The organism is Mesorhizobium sp. M7A.F.Ca.MR.245.00.0.0 (genome assembly GCF_003997415.1).
Taxonomy (GTDB): Bacteria; Pseudomonadota; Alphaproteobacteria; order Rhizobiales; family Rhizobiaceae; genus Mesorhizobium.
In genome coordinates this window covers 187,122-208,628 of record NZ_RZTE01000003.1, presented here as the reverse complement: position 1 = coordinate 208,628, position 21,507 = coordinate 187,122, and the positions used below count along the sequence as shown (strand labels likewise).

The window sequence follows — 21,507 nt, the reverse complement described above, 5'->3', positions numbered from 1 at the left end:
TTAGCCCTCGACCAGCGCGACGGCGCGCAGCGGTGATCCGGTACCGCCTTCGATCGCCAGCGGCAAGCTGATCAGGAAGCACCGAGGCGGCAAGTCACCAAGCCGTGCGAAATTCTCGCCGATCAGGATGCCGGCTGAAAGCAACGTGTTGTGCGCCGGGAAATCCTCGCTGCCGAAACAATCGATCGACAGGCAGTCCGAGCCGACGATGCGCGCACCGCGCTCGACCAGCAATTCGCTTGCCTGCCGCGACAGGCCGGGCCAGTCGGCGAGAAACGTGGCCGGATCGTCCCAGAACCGGTCCCAGCCGAAATGGAAGAACACGGCGTCGCCCTGCCGTACGCGGCCCTGTTCGGCCTCGAAAGCGAAGATAGCATCCGGCTCGACCGCCTGCCGCGGCCGACAGCCACGCGCATCGACCGTCACCATGCGGCCGAAGAAACGCTCGACCGGAATGCCGGAGATGGCAGCACCGCCGCGGATGAAATGGACCGGCGCGTCGAAATGCGTGCCGGTGTGCTCGCTCATAGCCAACGCATGATTGCAGGCGACATCGCCGCGGTCATAGGATTCCACCATCTCCTGGCAGTAATGCGGGTGCGTCGGCCACACCGGCATGCCGGGCTTCATCGGATGCGTCAGATCGACGAAAGAAACTGCCTTTGTTTCGAACAGCCCGGCGAGCGTATCGGTGGCGGGTTTCATCTGACGCGAGGCCTCGGCACGAGAGCGACGATCAGGATGATCAGCACGCCGGTCAAAAGGAAGCGCACGCCTGCCTGGATGCCAAAGGTGTTGAGCATGGTGGACATCAGGTTGAAGAACAACGCAGCCCCCCATATGCCGACCGCGTTGGCCTGCCCACCAGCGACGCTGGTGCCGCCAAGCACCACCACGGCGATCGATTCCATCAGATAGGCGTCACCCATGTTGAGTGCTGCCCCGCCACTGAAGCCGGCAAGCAGGAAGCCGGCGAGCGCCGCCGCCGTGCCGCACAGCATATAGGCAATCAACCGCACCCGTGCGACGTTGATGCCGGCAAGCCGCGCCGCCGGTTCGCTCTGGCCGGTGGCCAGCACTTGCCGGCCCCAGACCGTGCGTTTGAGAGCGATCATGGCGGCCAGCGTCAGCAGCATCACCGCGATCGGCATGAATTGCACACCGCCAAGGCTCATCGAGGTGAACCGGGAAAGGCCTGCCGGCGGCTTCAGCGTCGCCTGGCCGCCGAGATTGAAGGCAAGCGACTGGAAGACGAAGCTCCAGGCGAGCGTCGCGATGATCGGCGGCAGCCTGAGCGCGACGATGGCAAGGAAGTTCGCGGCACCCGCGACAGCGCCGACGGCAAGTGCTGCAAGCAGGCCAGGCAGCAGCATGCCGTCGGACCCTTGCATCACCGTCATCGACACATAGGCGGCCAGCGTCAGCACGGATGGCACGGACAGGTCGATATTGCCCGGCCCGGAAGCGACCACGAACATCTGCCCGGTTCCCACCACCACGCTGAAGGCACCGAAGGCGAGTGCGCCCGACAGCGTGGCGCCGGCACTGCCGATGCCCGAATAGGCTGTCGTCGCCAGCCACATTGCGAGCGCCACGATGAAGCCGTAGGTCCACGGCGCGAGGCTCAATCTCCGGGTCATCGCGTCCGCTCCGACAAAAGCACGCGCCCGGCCAGCACGAGAAACAGGATGACGCCCTGGGCGCCGATCTGCCATGTCGGCGGCACCTGCAGGAAAGACAGAAGCGAGCCCGCGAGCGACAGCGTCAGAGCGCCGATCACCGTGCCGACCGGCGATACGACGCCGCCGGTAAAGGCGCCGCCGCCGAGGATCACCGCGCCGACGCCGAGCAGCGTATAGGCCGGCGCGACATTGGCGTCGCCCGATGTGGTGAGGCCGGTCAGCGTCAGCCCGGCCAGACAGGCGAGCAGGCCGGCGACCGCATAGACCGCGACCCGGATGCCGATAACGGACCAGCCGGCGCGCTCGACGGCGCGCGGATTGCCGCCTGCGCCGCGCAGCACCACGCCATAGGAGGAGCGTGAGATGACGAGATGGCCGGCGAGCGCCGCCAGTGCCGCCAGCCAGATCGACAGCGGCATCAAAGGCGGCTGCCAGCTCATGAAGGCGGCAAGCCATGCGGGTGCCGAGCCACCCGGTGCCGGCAACAGGATGACGGCGATGCCGAGCCAGATGAAGGACATGCCCAGCGTCACGATGATCGAGGGCAATTGCCGGGCATGAATAAGCAGGCCGAAACCGGCATAGGCGGCGATCAGGACGATGTAGCACAGCGCCGCGATTGCCGGCGCGTCCCCGAGATAGAGCGCCGTGACGCAGGTGATCAGCCCGACAAAGGCGCCGTTCGACAGGTCGATGTCGCCCAGCATGATCACCATCATCTGCGCCAGCGCGGCAAAGACCAGCGGCACCGAGAGCTTGAACAGCAGATGGAAGCCGAAATAGCTCATCGCCGCCGGGCGGATGCTGAAGATGATGGCCAGCATAACCAGCAGCGCGATAGCCGGCAGGCCGACCTGCATGGCATTGAGCAAGGCCGAACGCGGATTGGAAGGAGAACGGGCCGGAACTCGGGCAGCCGCGTCAGACATGGTCGCCTCCGAACGACGCTTGCAGGATACGGCCGGTCTCGATGGCCTCATCTTCCAGCCTGGTCACGGCGCGGCCCTCGCGGAAGACATAGATGCGCTCGCAATTGGTTAGCTCTTCGAGTTCGGTTGTGTACCAGACGAAGGCGCGTCCGTTCTCGGCCTCCGCGCGGATCAGCCGGTAGACCTCCTGCTTGGTGCCGACATCGACGCCGCGCATCGGATCGTCGAGGAAGATTACCTGCGCATCCGACGCCAGCGCGCGGGCGAACAGCACTTTCTGCTGGTTGCCGCCGGACAGCGACAGGATCGGCGTGTCGATCGAAGGCGCCTTGACCTTGAGCCGGTCCGACCAGGTCTCGGCCAGCTTGCGGGCGGCGGTGCCTGAAATCATGCCGCCTCGCGTCAGCGCATTCAGGCTGCGGATGGTCAGATTGTCGGCGATAGACCACAGTGAGAACACGCCTTCAGAGCCGCGGTCGCCGGCGACATAGGCACCCGGCAAGGCCTCGCGCTGCCGGCGCGCGGCATAGAACATCGCGCGCAGCCGCTCGCGCTGGCCGTGGCCGTCGAGCCCGGCGAAACCGATGATCTCGCCCTTGCCGACTTCGATGGTCAGATCAGCGGTGTCGCGGCCGGCATGCCGGATAACCGGAGCTTGCACCGACGACGCCTTGCCTGCGGAGCGATCGCGGGGCCGCTCGATGCTGCCCATCAATTCGACAAGCGCGGCGCGCGACAGGCCGACGGTCGCCCGCTCGGCGACGACCTTGCCGTCGACCATGACGACGGTGCGGTCGCAGACGGCGAGGATCTCGTTCAGTCGATGGGTGATCAGGATGCAGGCGATACCACGTCCGGCGGCACGACGAATGTGGGTGAGCAGTTGCTCCGTCGCCTCATGGCCGAGCGCCGAGGTTGGCTCATCGAGAATGACGGCGCGCAATTTGATGCTGGTCTGCGTGAAGGCGCGAGCGATCTCGACCATCTGTCGCTCGCCGATCGGCAGGTCGGCGACCTTCCTGTCGAGGTCGATTCCGTGGCCAGGGAAGATCTCGTCCAGCACCGGACCGATTACCTGTCGCGCGCGCCGCCGCCAGCCCAACCCACGCAAGGACCTGTGCACGATCCGGGCATTTTCCGCCGACGTCAAATTGGCGCAGAGCGACAGTTCCTGGAAGATACAGCGCAGACCGGCCTGCTGGGCACTGGCCGCACTCCAGGCACCGATCTCACGTCCGCCGAGGCGAAAGCTGCCGCTGCTGCGCTCGATGGTGCCGGCCAGCACGTTCATCAGCGTCGACTTGCCGGCGCCGTTGTGACCGACTAGGCCAACGACCTCGCCGGGGTTCAGATGAAAATCCACGCCGCCCAAGGCATGCACGGCATCATAGCTCTTGCGGACATTGCCTACCTCGACAAGAGGGCTGTCAGCATCGCCTCTCTCTGCTGCGTCCTTTTTGGGCGACGTGGGATCGTTCATCATTCGGCCATGCTGCTCATTTCGGCGCGGGTACGCCGGGCAGAGGTTCTTTCTTTACGTTGGCGTCGATGATCTTGGCCACCAGCTCCTGCGGATATTCGGCATTGACAACGCCGCCTGCGGGAACCGTCTTCAGCCAGGCGTCGAGGTCAGGCTGATTGATCTGCAGGAGCGGCACCTCGACGAATTTCGGCACCTGCTTGCCGGCCAGGATCTGCTGCGCGACCCAGAACGCGACCTGCGAGACGCTGGGCGTGGCGCCCAGCGAGAAAGTTTCGTAGCCGCCGGCATCATGCTCCTGCTTCCACAGCGCCAATTCGTCCTGGCGGTTGCCCATGATGATGATCGGCAGCGGCCGGTTGGCGGCCTTGAATGCCTGCGCCGCGCCATAGCCGTCGCCGCCCTGCGTCAGCACCGCATCGACCTGAGGCAGCGACGGCAGGATGCCCGACACTTCCTTTTGTGCCACGGTGGCCGTCCACTGACCATAGACCTCGCCGACAGCCTTGTAGCTGGCGTGCGCCTTCATGGCCTTCTCGACGCCCTCATGCAAGCGCTTGTCGAAACCGTCGCCGGCCATACCGCGGATCTCGAGGATGTTGGCCGGCTTGTCGCCGAGCTTGCTGGAGATGAAATCCAGTTCGGCCTTGGCATAGGAATCGAGGTTGTAGTCGACGACATAGGCGCAAGGCTCGGTGACGCCGCTGGCGAAGGCGACGACCGTGATACCGGCATTGCAGGCATCCTTGATGGCGCCGTTGAGTGCGGTGTCGGAGCCGGCAAGGACGATGATCGCATCGTAGCCCTGCAGGATCAGGTTCTCGATCTGGCTCGCCTGTTCGGTCACCGAATTGTTCGAGCTGACGACGGCTGTTGCGGCGATCTGCTTGTCGGCCACGGCCTTGGCGCCCATTTCCTCGAAGCTCTTGATCATCACCTGGCGGAAGGAATTGCCGGCGTAGGAATTGCTGAAGGCGATCTTCTTGGCCGAAGTGTCGCCCTTGGCGACGCCGTCATCGGCGCGCGCGTCCAGCGCTGCAAAGCTGGTGCAGCCGAGCATGGCTGCAACGAATAAGGCTGTGGTCCTGTTCATTGTTTTTCTCCTCCGGTTGAAAGTCATAGCGTCCTCCCGACGATCCTTTCGAACGAAAAAAGTCAGCCCAGCCCGAGATCAGGCACGGCATCGTTCAAATGGTCGGCGAAATTCGTGTTGGGCAGCAGCGGATACCAGCCCGGACGGCCGGGATCGCGGTCGTAGGCATAGCCGCCCAGCGAGCGATAGAGCTCGGCATAGGTTGCGAGTTTGTCACGATCGAGCTCGACACCGAGGCCCGGTGCCTCCGGCACCGCGATCGCACCATTCTCGTAGGGCATCTTGCCGCCGATGATGATGTCGTCGGCAAGGTGATGGTAATGCGCGTCGGCGGTGAAGACGAGGTTGGGCAGCACAGCGCCAAGATGCAGCATGGTGGCGAGCTGAATGCCGAGTTCGCCAGAGGAATGCACCGCAATGCCGAGGCCGAACGTGTCGCAGATCTGCGCGGCGCGCACGCAGGCGCGGATGCCGCCCCAGAAGGTGGTGTCGAGCAGGATTACGTCGACCGCAGGATCGCGCACATTGGTGGCGAGCTGTTCGAAATCGATGACGATGGTGTTGGTGGCCAGCGGGATGGAGAGCTTCTCGCGCAAGCGGCGCATGCCGGCAAGGCCCCAGGTCGGGTCCTCGAAATAGTCGTTCCTGAGATCGGAGATGGCCTGGCCGAAACGCAGCGCCTCTTCGACCGACAGGGCTGCGTTCGGATCGTAGCGCAGTGTGTCGGCAGGAAATTCGGCGGCGAGCGCCCTGAAACATTCCAACTCATAGTCGGGGTGAAACACGCCGGCCTTGAGCTTGTGGGCGTGAAAACCATGCTCGGCCTTGAGCGCGTGGGCATGTTCGAGCAATTGATCGATGGTCCGGACCTCGCCCTTGCCGCTGCGGCGGTCGGCATAGCGAAAGAACAGATAGGAAGCAAAGCCGATCCGGTCGCGCACACGCCCGCCAAGCAGTTGGTAGACCGGCACGCCGAGCTTCTTGCCAATAATGTCGAGACAGGCGAATTCCAGCGCTGCGTGGAGCTGCGTGCGATTGTTGTAGAGCGACGCCGTCGGATTGCAGATGGCGTAGCGCATGCGGTTGAGGTCGAAGGGATCGTGGCCGACAAGGTAGGATTTCAGCCCGGCGAAAGCGAGTTCGGCGCCGGCGCCGCCGCCGCCCATCTCGCCGAGCCCAACAATGCCTTCGTCGGTCTCGACCTCGACCACGGTGCGGACAAAACGTCCCCAATGCGTACCGTTGCTGTGCCGCAATGCTGCTTCCAGCGGAACGGTGATGGTAGTCGCCTTGATGTCCGTGATCTTCATGCCGGCTCCTCTCCCCTGGCCTACCGGCGTCATACACACTACCATGGTAGTATGTCAATACAGCGTCAATCCTGCTTGCCGCTTGAGTTGGGACGTGCGTGGTGTCATGACCGGAGCAGTGCAGCGCCATTCACAGCAACGGATTCGTCATGGGGACCAAGCTTTCGGGGGCGACCAGATTTTCAGGCAGTGCTGCCAGGTTGAAAACCGCCGGTCAGCGCGACCCCTCGCGGGTGCTGGAGCCGGTCAACAATCGCATGCCGATCTCGCCGCAGATCTACGAGCGCCTGCGCCGCGCCATCACGACGCTGGCGATGTTGCCGTCGGAAGCGCTCAGCGAACAGGACCTTGCCCAGCAGCTCGGTGTCAGCCGTACACCCGTGCGCGAGGCGCTGATCCGGCTTGCCGATGAAGGGCTGATCGACATACTGCCGCAACGCGGCAGCTTCGTCGCGCCGATCCGGCTGAGTGACGTCGAGGAAGCGCAGTTCATTCGCGAGGCGCTCGAAGTCTCCGTCGTGCAGAAGCTGGCCGGACACGGTTCGAGCGCCTTCATCGCGGCAGGCAGGGTGAACCTTGCCCAACAGGCCAAGGCAGTGGTCGAGGGCGACCGCGAGCTGTTTCTTGAGCTTGACGAGGGCTTCCATCGCAGCCTTTGCGAAGAGGCCGGCCTGCCCAAGAGCTGGCGGGTGATCCAGGTGGTCAAGCTGCAGATGGACCGTGTGCGCTATCTGAGCCTGCCCGAACCCGGCCACCTTGAAACGCTGCTCGCTCAGCATGTGGCGATCTTTGAGGCTGTGGAGACCGGCGAGGCAAAGCAGGCAGGCGCGCGTATGGCGGCGCATTTGCGCGAAGTGCTCCGCACGGTTCAACGGCTCAACGTGGCCCGCCCGGACCTCTTTGGCCAATGATCCGTCGACCGCTCATTGTGCCATTGGGTGAAGAGCAGCGCCGCGGACGTGCTGCCACATTTTTGATGAGGAATTCCTGCGCGCCAAGGCCTGATCCGCGTATGCTACGGGCGCTTCGCTTGCCTGGCGTCAACCGCCGAAGCGCGGCTCCGCGACGCCCGTGATGCCAAGGCCCGTGATGGCGAACAGACTGCCGCGCAAAACGCCGTCGCCGGGAAAACGGGGCAGCGGCGGCTTGGCCATCGAGGTGACGTAGAGGGTGTCGAGCTTCGGTCCGCCGAACATGACGCTGGTGATCTTCTTGACCGGCATGTCGATGACACGGTCGATGCTGCCATCGGGCGCGTAGCGCACCAGTCTTCCGTCATAGACCAGCGCATTCCACAGATAGCCCTCGGCATCGACGGTCGAGCCGTCCGCCGCACCGCCTCGGCTGGTGTCGACGCGCACGAAGGTGCGCCTGTTGGTGGCGGCACCGGTCGCGATGTCGTAGTCGTAGGCCCATATCTCGCCGGTCCAGGTGTCGGCGAAATAGAAGGTGCGGTCGTCGGGGCTCCAGCATGGACCATTGGAACAGATGATGCCGGAATCGATCCGGGTGACGGAGAAGTCCGGATCGAGCCTGTAGAGCCCGCCGGACGGCCCCTCTTCCATCGTATCCATGGAGCCGGCGAAGAAACGGCCGTACCGGTCGACCTTGCCGTCGTTGAGCCGGTTCATCGGCCTGTCCGGCTCGGGATCGTGGATCAGCGTCACATCGCCGGAGGCGAAATCGAGCAGATGGAAGCCGCGCTGCAGCGACACCACGGCGCCGCTGCCATCCTTACGCAGCGCCATCGAGCCGATCTTCATCGGCACGTCCCATGACCGGATCTCGCGTCCGTCGGCGGTCGCCCGAAACACGCGCCCGTCGAAGCTGTCGATCCAGTAGAGTCGTTCCTGTTCGACGTCCCACAGCGGCCCCTCGCCCAGTGTGGTCTTCACGTCCACCACGACTTCGATCTTCATGCCGTCCTCCTCCGTTTTTGCGTCTCGCGGCGATTGCTCGGGCCGCCTCAGAAAGCGACCTTGTCGCCGCCTTTCAATGACAGGATCTCGCGTGCCTCGTCGGGCGTCGCGACCTCCATGCCGAGCCCTTCGATGATCTTGCGGGCCAGCAAGACCTGCTCAGCGTTCGATTTGGCAAGCTTGCCTTTGCCAGCCCACAGACTGTCCTCCAGCCCGACGCGGATGTTGCCGCCAAGCGCTGCCGATTGCGCGGCGATGCGGAGCTGGCTGGCGCCAGCGCCGAGAACCGACCAGCGGAACTGGTCGCCGAACAGCCGGTCGGCAGTGCGCTTCATGTGGGCGACGTCTTCGGGATGGGTGCCGATACCACCGAGCAGTCCGAACACCGACTGCACGAAGAAAGGCGGCTTCACCAACCTGCGGTCGGCGAAGTGGGAAAGGTTGTAGAGATGGGCGATGTCGTAGCACTCGAACTCGAAACGCGTGCCGTTGTCGTAGCAGGTCGCCAGGATGTACTCGATGTCCTTGAACGAGTTGCGAAAGACGAGGTCGCGGGTCGCTTCCAGATGCGGCTTTTCCCAGTCGAACTTGAAGGTCTCGTATTTGTCGGCGAGGTGATAGAGCCCGAAATTGATCGAGCCCATGTTGAGTGAGGCGACTTCCGGTTTGAACTGGGCGGCCGGGCGCACGCGCTCCTCGACCTTCATGTACGGGCTGCCACCGGTGGTGATGTTGATGGCGGCGTTGGTGCCTTGCTTGACGCGCGGCAGGAAGCGAGCGAAGGCCTCCGGCGTCTGGTCGGGCTTGCCGGTTTCCGGATCGCGCGCATGCAGATGCAGGATTGCGGCACCGGCTTCGGCAGCCGCGATCGCCTCCGAAGCGATCTGGTCCGGCGTGATCGGCAGATAAGGCGACATCGTCGGCGTGTGGATGGCACCTGTCACCGCGCAGGTGATGATGACCTTGCCCTTGGTCTGTGCAGGCCCCGGCTTGCGGCTGATTTGCGTCATTCTCCAAACTCCTGATCCGATTTTCTCTTGTGGGCGGCGAGCGCCATGAGCCGGCGGTCACGCCACACCTGCCGGTCGCCCAGGCTTTGCTGTGGCAGTCGCTTGCGGCGATCAGCCTCGACCGTGTCGATGACCTTGCCGGCCCAGTCGACGCGTCGCTGCGTCTGGGGAAAGATGTTGGAATAGATGCCCTGATAACGCTCGACATAGTCGCGCACGCCGCCAGGCGCATTGAGATCGATGGTCTCGAATGGACCCATGAACGACCAGCGCAGCGCCAGCCCGTCGCGGATGCCGATGTCGACATCCTCGACACTGGCGTAGCCGTCGGCGACAAGCCGGAAAGCCTCCTCCAGCAATGCGCCTTGCAGGCGGTTCATGATGAAGCCGTCGAGTTCGCGGTTCATCACCAGGGGCGCATGACCGGCGTCGATGAGGAAGGCGCGGGTTGTCTCGACCGTCTCGGCGGACGTCCATGGCGCCGGCACGATTTCGGCCGCCGGAATGAGATAGGGCGGATTGATCGGATGCACGACCAGACAGCGATGCCGCCCTTGCAGATGGTCGGTGAATTTCGACGGCAACAGCGCCGAGGTGGAACTGGCGATGACTGTTTGCGGATCGGCAAGGCTGTCGATCAGCGAGAACACCTCCCGCTTCACCTCGAGGTTTTCAGGCGTGTTCTCCTGGATATGGACCGCACCAGCCAGCGCCTCTGCCAGCTCGGCGACAATGGTGATCCGGCCGAGCACGGTGTCGACCGCCTGTCCCCGCAGCAGGTCGTTCCGGGCGAGATCGCCGAGCACGCCGGCAATGTAGTCGCTGGCGCCGCCGGTCGCGGCGGGCGACTGGTCCCACATCCGCACGTCATGGCCGGCGCGGGCAAAGCTGATTGCCCAGGCCCGCCCGATAAACCCGCTTCCGACGATCACGACATTGGCCATGGCTTATTCCTCAAAGTGTTTCGACGTTGCCGTCGACGCCGAGCGACTGGCCGGAAATGTTGATCCCCGCATCGGAGAGCAGGAAGGCGACCATCGACGCCACATCATAGGGGCTAGTCATGCGGCGCAGCGAGATGTTTTGGAGATAACGATCCGTCATCTCTTCGTGGCTGATGCCGACCTGCTTGGCGCGCGCCGAGATGACACCTTCGATGCGGGGTCCCTCGATGATGCCGGGCAGGATGGCGTTGACCCTGATGGCGTGCGGCCCGAGCTCCTTGGCGAGGCTCTGCGTAAAACCGATGACGCCGAACTTGGCCGCCGAATAGGGTGTGCGGAAGGCGTAGCCATGGCGGCCGGCGGCAGACGACATCGAGACGATCGAACCGCCGCCCGCTGCCTTGATCAGCGGCACTGCGCGACGGGCGCACAGGAACTGGCCGGTCAGGCAGATGTCGATGCAGCGCCGCCAGTCGGAAGGGTCGATCTCGTCGACACCGCCGGTCGGCCCGGCAATGCCGGCATTGTTGATCAACGCATCGAGCCCGCCGAGTTTTTTCTCGACCGCCTCGAACAGGCGGTCGACGTCCTCGTCGCGCGAGACATCGGCCTTGACCGCCGCGACGAGGTCGATCTTGCCGGGAGCGGCGGCCAGCGCCTCGTCGGAAACGTCGCAGACGACGATACGGGCGCCGAGGCGTGACAGCGTGTCGGCTATGGCAAAACCGATGCCGCCGGCGCCCGCCGTCACCAGCACGCGCTGGCCTTTCAGCCCGGTCAGAAATTCGTCCGCCGATGCCGGCGCCCTTGTGCTCATGGTCCTGTCCTTCTCATTGCAGCCGCCGTTCGCGCAGCGCCATGACGGCGCCCAGAACGACCAGTCCGTAAAGAATTGCCCTCGTGGCATAGGGAAGCGTGGTGCCGGCGAGCAGCATCTGCAGTGCGGTCAGCAACAACACGCCGCCGAGCATGCCGAGATAGTGGCCGCGTCCGCCGGTGATCAGCGCGCCGCCGACCACCACCACGGCGATCGACGGCAACAGATAGTCGTCGCCCATGCCGAGGCTCGCCTGGCCGGAAAAGCCGGTCAGCATGATGCCGACAACAGCCGCGCAGACGGCCGAAAGCATATAGACCAGGATCAGCGTGCGCTCGACGCCGATGCCCGACAAGCGCGCCGCGCGCAGCCCATTGCCGATGCCGTAGACGCGCCTTCCGAACGGGGTGCGGCCAAGCAGCAGTACCGCCGCGACGACAAAGACGACCATCAGCAGCACGATTGGAGTCAGCAGGCCGGCAAGCTTGGCCGTCATGACCCAGCGCAGCATCGGCGAGGAAAACCCGGCCGGCGTTCCCTGCGAATAGAGCAGCGCACAGCCTTGCAGAATGCCGTTGGTGGCGAGCGTCATGACGATCGGCGAGATGCCGAGATAGACGATGCCGAAACCATTGGCGAAGCCGATGGCGCAGGCCATCACCAGGACGACCGGCAAGGCGTAGACAAGGGCGGCGTCGGAGCCGTTGACCATGCCTGCCAGGATGATGCCGGAGATGCCGATCGTCCACGGCACGGAGAGGTCGAGGCCCCCGGTCAGAATGACGGTTCCCTGCCCGAGCGCCAGGACGGCTAGAAAGGACGATAGCACCAGCAGCGAATTCCAGTACCCCGGATTGAGGATGGCGCGGCCGAGCCAGATCTGCGTGACGAGCACGATGAGCAGCAGGCAGACATAGGCCGGCAGCGCATAGCGCAGCGTTTCCGCGTTGCGCAGATGGAAGGCAGGGCGCGGCGATGCCGGACTGCGCTGGGCATGGGCTGGCTCGGCGATCTTGAGACGCCGGTCCACGCGCTCGAGTTGCGAGGGCAATATGCCGGCGCGCCAGGCGGCAAGCCGGGCGCGCGCGGCGCGCAATTGCACGGCAAGCACCGATGCATGCGAGATGGAGCCGGCAAGTGCTGCCAGCACCAGAATGGTGCCTTCGGCGATGGTCGCATAATAGGCCGAGACATTGAGCACCAGCAGGATGTTCACCACGATCATCAGGATGTAGGCGCCGAAGACAGAGCCCACCGGGCCGCCCTGCCCGCCACCGAGGCGCGTGCCGCCGACGACGACCGCCGCGAACATCGACAAGAGCAGCGGATTGCCGACCAGCGGATCGCCGCTGCCGGTCTGGGCGCTGATGAACACGCCGGCAAGGCCATAGCAGCCGCCGGCGATGACATAGACGGCAAAGCGCACCAGCACGACATTGATGCCGACGGAAGCGGCCGAGTCCGGATCGCTGCCGACCGCATAAAGTGCTGTGCCGAAGCGGGTTCCCTTCAGCCAGAACCAGGCGAGCAGGACGACGCCGATCACCACCAGCGGCATCGGCAGCCAGCCGGCGATCGCGTCGCCAAGATAGAAGGTACCGAGATCGGGCGACACGAAGCCACCGGGCTTGTCCATCACCAGCAGCGTCACGCCTTGCAGGATGAACATGGTGGACAGCGTCACCACGATGGGCTGCATGCGCAGCACGGCGATGAAGAAGCCGTTGAAGGCGCCCACCGCCATGCCGACGCCGATGCCGACGGCGGTCCACAGGATGATGCTGGCGCCTGGCGCCATCGGGTCCATGCTCGATGCCAGCACGGCATTGACCAGCGATATCACCGCCCCGGCGGACAGGTCGAAGCCGCCCGACAGGATGACGATGGTCTGACCGATCGCGGCGAGCGCCGAGGTGGCGCCGCCGCTCGACAGGAACGACACGTCGAAATAGGTCAGCGGCCCGGCGCTGATCCAGTCGACGACGAAGAGCAGGATCGCCAGGACGGCCGCGGCGATCAGCGCGCCGCGATTGCGCACCAGCGCACGGCGCAGTCCGAAGCGGCCGGGAACAGGGGATGAGGATGCTGCGCTGCTCATGCGGCGGCTTCCCCGGCATGGCCAAGCGCCGGGCGCATGATGGCCGGTTCGGTGATGGCGTCGCCTTCGAGTTCGGCGGCGATGCGCCCGTCATAGAGGACCAGGACCCTGTCGCATTGGTGAACGAGTTCGGGGATCTCCGTCGAGTGCAGCAGGATCGAACCGCCCGAAGCCACATAGTTTCGCATCATCACATAAAGCTCGTGCTTGGTGCCGACGTCGATGCCTCGGGTGGGATCGAACAACAGCAGGATGCGGCTCTGCGCCACCAGCCATTTGGCGATGGCGATCTTCTGCTGGTTGCCGCCGGAAAACGCACCGGCCCGCGTCCACAGCGCCCGACGGTCGACCTCGACAGTGGCGAATGCCGCCTCGACGGAGCGGGTCTCAGCCTGCGCGTCGACAAGGCCTAGCCGTGTGAAGCGCGATATCACCGGCAGGGTGGCGTTCTGGCTGCCCGACAGTTTCAGGAACAGGCCTTCGGATTTGCGGTCTTCCGGCACCAGGCCGATGGCCATGTTGGGGCGCAAGGCATCGGCCGGCGAACCGAGCCAGACCTTGCGGCCGTCGACGAGGATGTGGCCGCGCTCGATCTCGGCCATGCCAAAGCAGGCCAGGAACAGGTCCTGCTGGCCCATGCCCTGCAACCCGGCGACGCCGAGGATCTCGCCCTTGCGCAGATCGAAGCCGGCGCCGTCGAGCTTGCGCCCGACCTTGAGGTCGCGCACGCCCAGAACCGGCGGCCCGAAAGCCTGGGCGCTGTCCGGCTTGGGCGGGAAGGTCTGCTCGATGCTGCGGCCGATGATCTTTTCGATGACGTCGCCATCCGAGACGTCCGCAACCGGCGCGGTGACGATGTGGCGGCCGTTTCTCAAGATCGTCAGCGTGTCGCAAAAGGCGCGGACTTCGCGCATGCGATGGGTGATGAAGACGATGGTGGTACCCGCCGTCTTCAGCCTGGCGATGATCGCGCCCAGCCAGTCGACGTCGCGGCCGGCGAGCGTCGAGGTCGGTTCGTCAAGCAAAAGGATGCGCGGCTTGCGGTAGACGGCACGGGCGATTTCGATCTTCTGGCGCACCGAAAGCTCAAGTTCACCCACCTCGGCATCGAGGTCGACGGAAAAACCGAGATTTTCGATATGGCGACGGACGGCCTTGCGGGCAGCACCGCGGCGGATCAGGCCGGAGACGCCCACGGGGGCGTAAGGCAGCATCATGTTGTCGAGGACGGAGAGGTCGCGCACCAGTGTCATCTCCTGGAATGCTGTCTGCATGCCGAGCGCATGGGCTGCGCGCGGGGCGCCGTAAGCGATCTCCTTGCCGAAGACACGGACATGGCCTTGGGTCGGCCGGACCAGCCCGGACAGCAGCTTCACAAGTGTCGACTTGCCGGCTCCGTTTTCACCGAGCAGGGCATGGACGCTGCCGGGCGCGATCCGAAACGACACGCCGTCCAGCGCGACGGTCGGGCCGAACGCCTTGCTGATGCCGTCGATCTCGATGGCGGGGAGCTCGGAATGTTCTGTCATTGTCCTCGATCGCCAGGCTTGGCATGGACTGACGATGCACGGACAGAAAATGTCCGCGCATCGTCAGATCGCCTTGGGAGGCTTATTCTTCCGGTTGTCCCACGAGGGCAGCCGCGAGGCCGACCTCGGGTGTCTGGTCCGAGAAGATCGAGGCAAACCAGCCCGGATTGGAGACCAGCGACGGCTTGAAGGCGTTGCAGCCGGCCTTCATCTCCGCCCATGTGCCTTCGTCGCACAGCTTGATCGTCTCATTGGTGACGACCGGCAGCGGCAGGATGGTGGTTTTCGGCACGTCCTTGCCTTCGATCGCCTCGACGGCAAGCTTCAGCGCCAGCGCACCCGAATAAGGCGGCGAGGCATAGGAAATGCGTTGTGCGCCGGCCGGCGCGTAGGGCGCGGCCGCACCTTCGACTGCGGTGCCCTCCGGCAGCATCTGGATGCGGCCGCCATTGGAGCCCTCGCCGGCACAAGGCAGGAGTTCGCTGGTCTTCTTGCCGGCCTCGAGCTGCATCGAGTTGGCGGTGAAGCAGCCGACCTGCATCCACAGCCCGTTGATGTCGTCCCAATTGCGGGTGGCCAGGATTTTCGAAAGCTCGGTGCGGGCGACCGCCTGGCTCCACATGCCGACAGCCTCGCCGACGATCTTGATATCAGGATATTTGGCGAAGACTTCCTTGGCGGCTTTTGTCCGCTGATCGTCAACGGATGTTCCCGGGACACCCGTGATGGCGATGATGTTGCCCTTGCCGTTGAGCTTCTTGACCAGCCATTTGGCGGTCACCCTGCCGGCTTCCAGCTGGTCGATGTGGACGTTGTAGGCGCAAGGCTCGGTGATCTCGGCGTCGTAGGCAAAGACCTTCACGCCCTTGTCGCAGGCATTCTTGACGACCTGGTTGAGCGCGGTCGGCGAGATCGGATATACGACGATGGCCTCGGCGCCGCTTTGCACCATTGCGTTGATCTGCTGAATCTGGCGTTGCGCGTTGGGGCCAGCGACCTGGACCTGCAGGTCGACCTTGTCGGCCAGGCTCTTGTGGGCGGCCATGGCCTTGACCATGTTGGCCGCCTCCGCCTGCCAATCATTGCCGATGTAGCTCATGCTGAGAAAGATCTTGTGCTTCTCGGCTGCCTGCGCGGCGGACAGGCCGAAGGCGCATGCAGCCATCCCAGCCAGCAGCGCGAGCCGCCGGACTTTCGATCCGATACCCATGTGAAACTCCTCCCAAACAGAACGACCGAATGCCTCCCAAGGGCACAAAACGTAACCCTTGCCATTCGATGCCAGCGACCGTAACATGATTTGATCAAATATCAATGATGAAATCGTTTATATCGAAACGTGCTATGTCGGCCGCTTGACGTGGCACCACGAACCTTGCATTCCGACACAAGCAATAGTGTCGCCCTTGGGCGGGAAGGTTGACCGGAGATGGCTGGATCGGCGTTCAGGAAGCCTGGTGTCGAGATCATTCCACTGTCCAAGGAAACTCTGCAGGACCGGGTCTACAATCAGGTCACCGAACTGATCCTCGACGGCAGCATCGTACCGGGCGAGATGGTCACGGTTCAGAGCCTCGCCGACGCCTTTGGCGTCAGCCCGATGCCGGTCAGGGAAGCGCTGCGGCGCCTGACGGCAGCCAACGCGCTGACCGTGGTATCCGGGCGCTCCATTGGCATTCCGGCGCTCAGCCGCGAGCGGCTCACCGATTTGCGCAATGTACGTTTTGAGATAGAGGCCATCGCCGCCGGCTGGGCCTCACAGAACCGGAGTGATGCGGATCTTGCGATTTTCGCGCGCGATCTGGACTCGCTGGAACGCGCGAATGGCGCGGACGACGTAAAGGCCTATCTCAGAGCGAATTACACCTTCCACTTCGCAATCTACCGAGCAGCGGGATCCGAAACCCTGCTCAAGATCATCAAGGATCTATGGCTGCAGATCAGCCCCTATTTCAATATGCTGCATGGGTCCTACTCGACCGCGAACACATACCATCAACAGATGTTTGCGGCCCTGCGCGACCGGGACGAGCAGGCAGTTCAGGCGGCGGTTCGCGGCGATATCGATGCGGCTTTCGACATGCTGGTCGATCTTTTGAAGTAGCGCCCGGCCCGACCTCCGACCCCTATCACATGCCTCCTATTTCTGGGGATGGCAGAGCAGCGCTCATGCGCACTCAGCGGGCAAGCGCGGGCTTCTTCTGGTGATCCAGAGATCATATCCCGAGCGCGCCATCCATGATTCTCGTGCTGGAGCTTACCGGCGGCAGCCGATGACGCGGCGAACGCATCGCATGGGTCATTATCGGATTGCCAAAATCTGGTAGCGTGATTATACCAGTTGATCAGTTGACGACGCGCGATGCCGTCGGCGAAGAACAGGAGTGGTGACCAGATGACAACGATTGCGCTGTTCGGGGCTGGCGGGAAAATGGGCTACCGCCTGTCGACCAATTTTCGCGGGTCGCCCTACACGATACGCCATGTCGAGGTCAGCGATGCCGGCCGCGAACGGCTGAAGACCGGACTGGGTTTCGATACGGTCAGTGCCGACGAGGCGCTCAAGGACGCCGATGTGGTGATCCTGGCCGTCCCCGACACGCATATCGGCAAGGTCGCGGCCAGCATCGAGAGCAAGCTGGCGCCAGGCACGATGGTGGTGGTGCTCGACGCGGCGGCACCTTTCGCCGGCCATCTGCCGAAGCGGCCTGACCTCACCTATTTCGTCACTCACCCCTGCCATCCGCCGATCTTCAATGACGAGACCGACATGGCAGCCAAGAAGGACTATTTCGGCGGCGTGAAGGCCAAGCAGCACATGGTCAGCGCCCTGATGCAGGGCCCGGAAGAGGACTACGCCAAGGGCGAGGCGATCGCGAAGATCATATGGGCGCCGGTGATGCGTTCGCACCGCGTCAGCGTCGAACAGATGGCGCTGCTCGAGCCTGGCCTTTCGGAGACGGTGTGCGCCTCGTTGCTGGTGGTCATGAAAGAAGCCGTCGACGAGGTCGTGGCGCGCGGCGTCGACCAGCAGGCGGCACTCGACTTCCTGCTCGGCCATATGAACGTGCTCGGCGCCGTCATTTTCGGCGAGACCAAGGGCGTTTTCTCGGACGCCTGCAACAAGGCGATCGAGTTCGGCAAGCCGGTGCTGATGCGTGACGACTGGAAGCGCGTGTTCGAACCGGAAGAGATCGCCGCCAGCATTCAGCGGATCACCTGAGAGAAGACAGGTGCTTGACGCAGCACCTCGAAGGCCCGGCATGCCATTGCCGATCCTCGGTTTTGGTAGCTCATCAGGTACATGTCACCTGAATTTGTGGTTGACTCATCATACCAGTTGGCTTAGCTGTTCATGGCTCGGATCGACAAGGTTTCGCAGGGAGCACGATGCCTGGGCAAGTGGAGGATGGCTGGGGAGCAACGATCCGTCCTGGGTAAGCCGGCAACGGTTTTCGACCCAAGCGATCCGCGGCCCGGGCTGCCTGACGAATTCGAATGCAGACAAAGCCATTGGCCGATCAAGGCAATTTTTCAAACGGGAGGACTTCATGAAACTCACACGCAGAATGACGCTTGCGGCTTTCGCCGGCATGCTGGCGCTTGGCACGGCAGTGCCCGCCTATGCGGCGGATCTCATCGCCATTATCACGCCCTCACACGACAATCCGTTCTTCAAGGCGGAAGCCGTCGGCGCGGAAGCCAAGGCCAAGGAACTCGGCTATGAGGCGCTGGTGCTGGTCCATGACGACGACGCCAACAAGCAGTCCGAGCTGATCGATACCGCGATCGGCCGCGGTGCCAAGGCGATCATCCTCGACAATGCCGGCGCGGACGCCACCGTCGCCGCCGTGCAGAAGGCCAAGGATGCGGGCATTCCGTCCTTTCTGATCGACCGCGAGATCAACGCCACCGGCGTGGCCGTGGCGCAGATCGTCTCCAACAACTACCAGGGCGCCCAGCTCGGCGCGCAGGAATTCGTCAAGCTGATGGGCGAGAAGGGCAATTTCGTCGAGCTGGTCGGCAAGGAATCCGACACCAATGCCGGCATTCGCTCCAAGGGTTATCATGACGTCATCGACGACTATCCGGACCTGAAGATGGTCGCCCAGCAGTCGGCCAACTGGAGCCAGACGGAAGCCTATTCCAAGATGGAATCGATCCTGCAGGCCAACCCCGACATCAAGGGCGTGATCTCCGGCAACGATACGATGGCAATGGGCGCCTATGCGGCACTTGCCGCGGCGAACCGCAAGGATGTCATCGTCGTCGGTTTCGACGGATCGAACGATGTTCGCGACTCCATCGCGTCGGGCGGCATCAAGGCGACCGTCCTGCAGCCGGCCTTCGCGCAGGCGCAGATGGCGGTCGAGCAGGCCAACGACTTCATCAAGAACAAGAAGTCGCCGGCCAAGGAAAAGCAGTTGATGGACTGCGTTCTGATCAATGGCGACAATGCCGCCAAGCTGGAGACCTTCGCGCTGACGAACTGAGCCAGCGTGATTTCAATGGCGAGGGGCGAACATCGGTTTTCGCCCCTCGCCGCCATTTTCCGTGGGCCGCCCACGATGCTGAACGACAGGCCGCCATGCTGAACACCAAGCCGAACTGGCCGATCCTTACCGTGATGGTCGGCATCAGCCTGACCGCCTGCAAGATCCTGCCTACGAAATCGGAAGCCGGAGACAACGCTCCCGCCTTCAATCCAGACAAGATGGTCGAAGAGACATGGGCGGCAAAGGTCGTGCCCTATCTCCAGCAGAAAGCCGGACCGTTTGCGCAGGTTCACACCCTGGCGACAACCGATCCATCGGCTGCCGGCGCCAAATACGGCAATCCGAACAAGCAGGCGAATTCGCCTTGGACTTTCGCGGTTCGCCTGGAAGGCAAGATCGTCGCGGCCAACACGCAGTCGCGGGCAGCAACCGTCGACGTCGATGTCGACGGCGACGGCAAAGCCGATGCACGAGTGCAGATCGGACCGGCGGTGCGCGGTACCGCGCTGCGCGACAGCCTGGACTTCATCCAGTTCAACGACTTCACCAACCAGATCGACTTCGCCCAGTTCGGCAAGGCGTTCAACGCTTATGCCGACAAGACGGTGCTCTCCAAGCTGCCACGCGATGCGCTGCAAGGCCGCAGCGCCAAGGTGCTCGGCGCCTATACGCTGGGGAGCGGCCAGGATCTGCCGCTGGTGACGGCGGCGGAGGCAGAGATCGGGCCGAAGCCATGAGCGCGACAACTGAGCGCGAAATCATCCTGAAGCTCGAGGACGTCTCCAAGGTCTATTCCGGCACCGTTGCGGTCAAGCGCGCCAATTTCGAGGTGCGCAAGGGCGCGGTCAACGTGCTGGTCGGTGAAAACGGCGCCGGCAAGTCGACGCTGATGAAGATCATCGCCGGTGTCGAACGGCCGACCGCCGGCCGCATCCTGCTGGAAGGTAAAGAGGTTTCCTTCTCCTCGTCCGCGGACGCGGTGAACCGCGGCATCGGCATGGTGTTCCAGGAGCTGAACCTGTTCGGCAATATGAGCGTCGCCGAGAATATTTTCGCCACCCGGGAGATCACCAACCGCTTCGGCAAGATCGACCGCGAGCAACAGGAAAACCGCGCTGCGGAATTTCTGGAACGCCTGCAAGCCGGCATACGGCCAGACATGCTGGTCGAGGATCTGCGCATCGGTCAGCAGCAGCTGGTCGAGATCGCCAAGGCGGTCTCGCTCGACGCGCGCATCCTGATCATGGACGAGCCGACCTCGGCGCTGAGCGCTGCGGAAGTCGAGATCCTGTTCAAGGTGATCGCCGACCTCAAGGCACGCGGCGTGGCGATCGTTTATATCTCGCACCGGCTCGAAGAGCTGATCCGCATCGGCGACTACATCACCGTGCTGCGTGACGGCCGCATCACCGGCCAGGAAGAGATGAAGAACGTCGACACGGCATGGATCGTTCGCCAGATGATCGGCTCCGACGCCAAGGACTTCGCCAAGGCCGACGGCCATCTTCCGGGAGAAGAGATTTTTCGTGCCGAGGAGATCTGCCTGCCCCGCGCCACCGGCGGACTTGCCGTCGACCATGTCTCGTTGTCGCTGCGTGCCGGCGAGATCCTCGGCATTTACGGCCTGATGGGCGCCGGGCGCAGCGAGCTGTTCGACTGCATCATGGGCCGTCACGGCCATTCGACGGGCGAGATCTTCATTGGCGGTATAAAGGTCAAGGAGCGCGATACGACGCGGCGCATCCGGCGTGGCCTGGCATTGATCCCCGAAGACCGTCAGCGCGAAGGGCTGGTCTCGATCCTCTCGGTCGCCAGCAATTTGACGCTGGCCAGCCTGTTGCGATTTGCCCGCCTGTTCCATATCCGTGGCGCCGACGAAAGGCAGGCGGTGACGCAGATGGTGCGGGAGCTGGCGATCAAGGTCGCCGACCCTGCGCAGGAGGTGTCGTCGCTGTCGGGCGGCAACCAGCAGAAAGTGGTGATCGGCAAGGCGCTGCTCACCGAACCCAAGGTGCTGCTGATGGACGAGCCCAGCCGAGGCATCGATGTCGGCGCCAAGGCAGACGTCTTCCGCACCATGCGCAAACTGTCCCGCGACGGTTTGGGGATTTTGTTCGCCACCTCCGACCTCGACGAGGTGATGGCGCTGTCCGACCGCATCGCGGTGATGAGCAACGGAAAACTGACCGGCATGTTCGAT

At 63.7% G+C, this 21,507-nt stretch carries 19 protein-coding genes; 6 read left to right on the top strand and 13 right to left on the bottom strand.

Annotated elements, in window-relative coordinates; translation table 11 throughout:
* The 6 genes from EOB80_RS05930 to EOB80_RS05905 all read right to left on the bottom strand — a co-directional run bounded on the left by EOB80_RS05930 (nt 1) and on the right by EOB80_RS05905 (nt 6,494).
* The gene (locus EOB80_RS05930; protein WP_164762525.1) at nt 1-705 is read right to left on the bottom strand and encodes a cyclase family protein; all 705 of its coding nucleotides are present in this window, start codon (nt 703-705) and stop codon (nt 1-3) included.
* Entirely contained in the window at nt 702-1,640 is a 939-nt protein-coding gene (locus EOB80_RS05925; RefSeq protein WP_127326988.1) for an ABC transporter permease, read from the bottom strand. The genes EOB80_RS05930 and EOB80_RS05925 overlap by 4 nt, the downstream gene beginning before the upstream one ends.
* A complete protein-coding gene (locus EOB80_RS05920; protein ID WP_245466267.1) occupies nt 1,637-2,542 on the bottom strand; it encodes an ABC transporter permease in 906 nt (301 codons plus the stop codon). The genes EOB80_RS05925 and EOB80_RS05920 overlap by 4 nt, the downstream gene beginning before the upstream one ends.
* Before the next feature lie 61 nt (nt 2,543-2,603).
* On the bottom strand, nt 2,604-4,094 hold the full coding sequence (locus EOB80_RS05915; RefSeq protein WP_245466256.1) for a sugar ABC transporter ATP-binding protein: 1,491 nt from the start codon (nt 4,092-4,094) through the stop codon (nt 2,604-2,606).
* A 13-nt stretch (nt 4,095-4,107) separates the two neighbouring features.
* A complete protein-coding gene (locus tag EOB80_RS05910; RefSeq protein ID WP_127326986.1) occupies nt 4,108-5,184 on the bottom strand; it encodes an ABC transporter substrate-binding protein in 1,077 nt (358 codons plus the stop codon).
* 62 nt (nt 5,185-5,246) lie between these two features.
* The gene (locus EOB80_RS05905; RefSeq protein WP_127326985.1) at nt 5,247-6,494 is read right to left on the bottom strand and encodes an enolase C-terminal domain-like protein; all 1,248 of its coding nucleotides are present in this window, start codon (nt 6,492-6,494) and stop codon (nt 5,247-5,249) included.
* A 149-nt stretch (nt 6,495-6,643) separates the two neighbouring features.
* Between EOB80_RS05905 and EOB80_RS05900 the strand changes: the two genes are divergently transcribed.
* Complete coding sequence (locus EOB80_RS05900; protein WP_127326984.1) at nt 6,644-7,405, top strand: GntR family transcriptional regulator; 762 nt, start codon at nt 6,644-6,646, stop codon at nt 7,403-7,405.
* Nucleotides 7,406-7,534: 129 nt separating this feature from the next.
* On the opposite strand, the gene EOB80_RS05895 is transcribed toward EOB80_RS05900, so the two are convergent.
* The 7 genes from EOB80_RS05895 to EOB80_RS05865 form a co-directional block, all read right to left on the bottom strand.
* A complete protein-coding gene (locus EOB80_RS05895) occupies nt 7,535-8,413 on the bottom strand; it encodes an SMP-30/gluconolactonase/LRE family protein (RefSeq protein WP_127326983.1) in 879 nt (292 codons plus the stop codon).
* A 47-nt stretch (nt 8,414-8,460) separates the two neighbouring features.
* Nucleotides 8,461-9,423 (bottom strand): 3-keto-5-aminohexanoate cleavage protein, encoded by a 963-nt coding sequence (locus tag EOB80_RS05890; protein WP_127326982.1) that lies wholly within the window; start codon nt 9,421-9,423, stop codon nt 8,461-8,463.
* Nucleotides 9,420-10,367, bottom strand: coding sequence for a 3-hydroxyacyl-CoA dehydrogenase (locus EOB80_RS05885; RefSeq protein WP_127326981.1), 948 nt, complete (start codon nt 10,365-10,367; stop codon nt 9,420-9,422). The genes EOB80_RS05890 and EOB80_RS05885 overlap by 4 nt, the downstream gene beginning before the upstream one ends.
* Before the next feature lie 10 nt (nt 10,368-10,377).
* Nucleotides 10,378-11,184, bottom strand: coding sequence for an SDR family oxidoreductase (locus EOB80_RS05880; RefSeq protein ID WP_027036215.1), 807 nt, complete (start codon nt 11,182-11,184; stop codon nt 10,378-10,380).
* A 13-nt stretch (nt 11,185-11,197) separates the two neighbouring features.
* Nucleotides 11,198-13,282, bottom strand: coding sequence for an ABC transporter permease (locus EOB80_RS05875; protein WP_127326980.1), 2,085 nt, complete (start codon nt 13,280-13,282; stop codon nt 11,198-11,200).
* Nucleotides 13,279-14,811 carry a sugar ABC transporter ATP-binding protein gene (locus EOB80_RS05870; protein WP_127326979.1) on the bottom strand — a complete coding sequence of 511 codons (1,533 nt, stop codon included), beginning with the start codon at nt 14,809-14,811 and terminating at the stop codon, nt 13,279-13,281. Before EOB80_RS05870 ends, EOB80_RS05875 begins: the two co-directional genes overlap by 4 nt.
* A gap of 82 nt (nt 14,812-14,893) precedes the next feature.
* On the bottom strand, nt 14,894-16,021 hold the full coding sequence (locus tag EOB80_RS05865) for a sugar ABC transporter substrate-binding protein (protein WP_127326978.1): 1,128 nt from the start codon (nt 16,019-16,021) through the stop codon (nt 14,894-14,896).
* Nucleotides 16,022-16,240: 219 nt separating this feature from the next.
* Here EOB80_RS05865 and EOB80_RS05860 point away from each other — a divergent pair, with 219 nt between their 5' ends.
* From EOB80_RS05860 to EOB80_RS05840, 5 genes are all read left to right on the top strand, one after another.
* Nucleotides 16,241-16,915: a GntR family transcriptional regulator gene (locus EOB80_RS05860; RefSeq protein WP_013533053.1), complete on the top strand. Its 675-nt coding sequence runs from the start codon at nt 16,241-16,243 to the stop codon at nt 16,913-16,915.
* 291 nt (nt 16,916-17,206) lie between these two features.
* Nucleotides 17,207-18,034 carry a phosphogluconate dehydrogenase C-terminal domain-containing protein gene (locus tag EOB80_RS05855; protein WP_127269048.1) on the top strand — a complete coding sequence of 276 codons (828 nt, stop codon included), beginning with the start codon at nt 17,207-17,209 and terminating at the stop codon, nt 18,032-18,034.
* A gap of 328 nt (nt 18,035-18,362) precedes the next feature.
* Complete coding sequence (locus tag EOB80_RS05850; protein WP_127269049.1) at nt 18,363-19,304, top strand: D-ribose ABC transporter substrate-binding protein; 942 nt, start codon at nt 18,363-18,365, stop codon at nt 19,302-19,304.
* A 95-nt stretch (nt 19,305-19,399) separates the two neighbouring features.
* Nucleotides 19,400-20,044, top strand: a complete 645-nt coding sequence (locus tag EOB80_RS05845) for a DUF2291 family protein (RefSeq protein ID WP_127326977.1) — start codon at nt 19,400-19,402, stop codon at nt 20,042-20,044.
* Nucleotides 20,041-21,507, top strand: a 1,467-nt coding sequence (locus EOB80_RS05840) for a sugar ABC transporter ATP-binding protein (RefSeq protein WP_245466255.1), incomplete at its 3' end; no start/stop codon positions are given. The genes EOB80_RS05845 and EOB80_RS05840, both read left to right, overlap by 4 nt.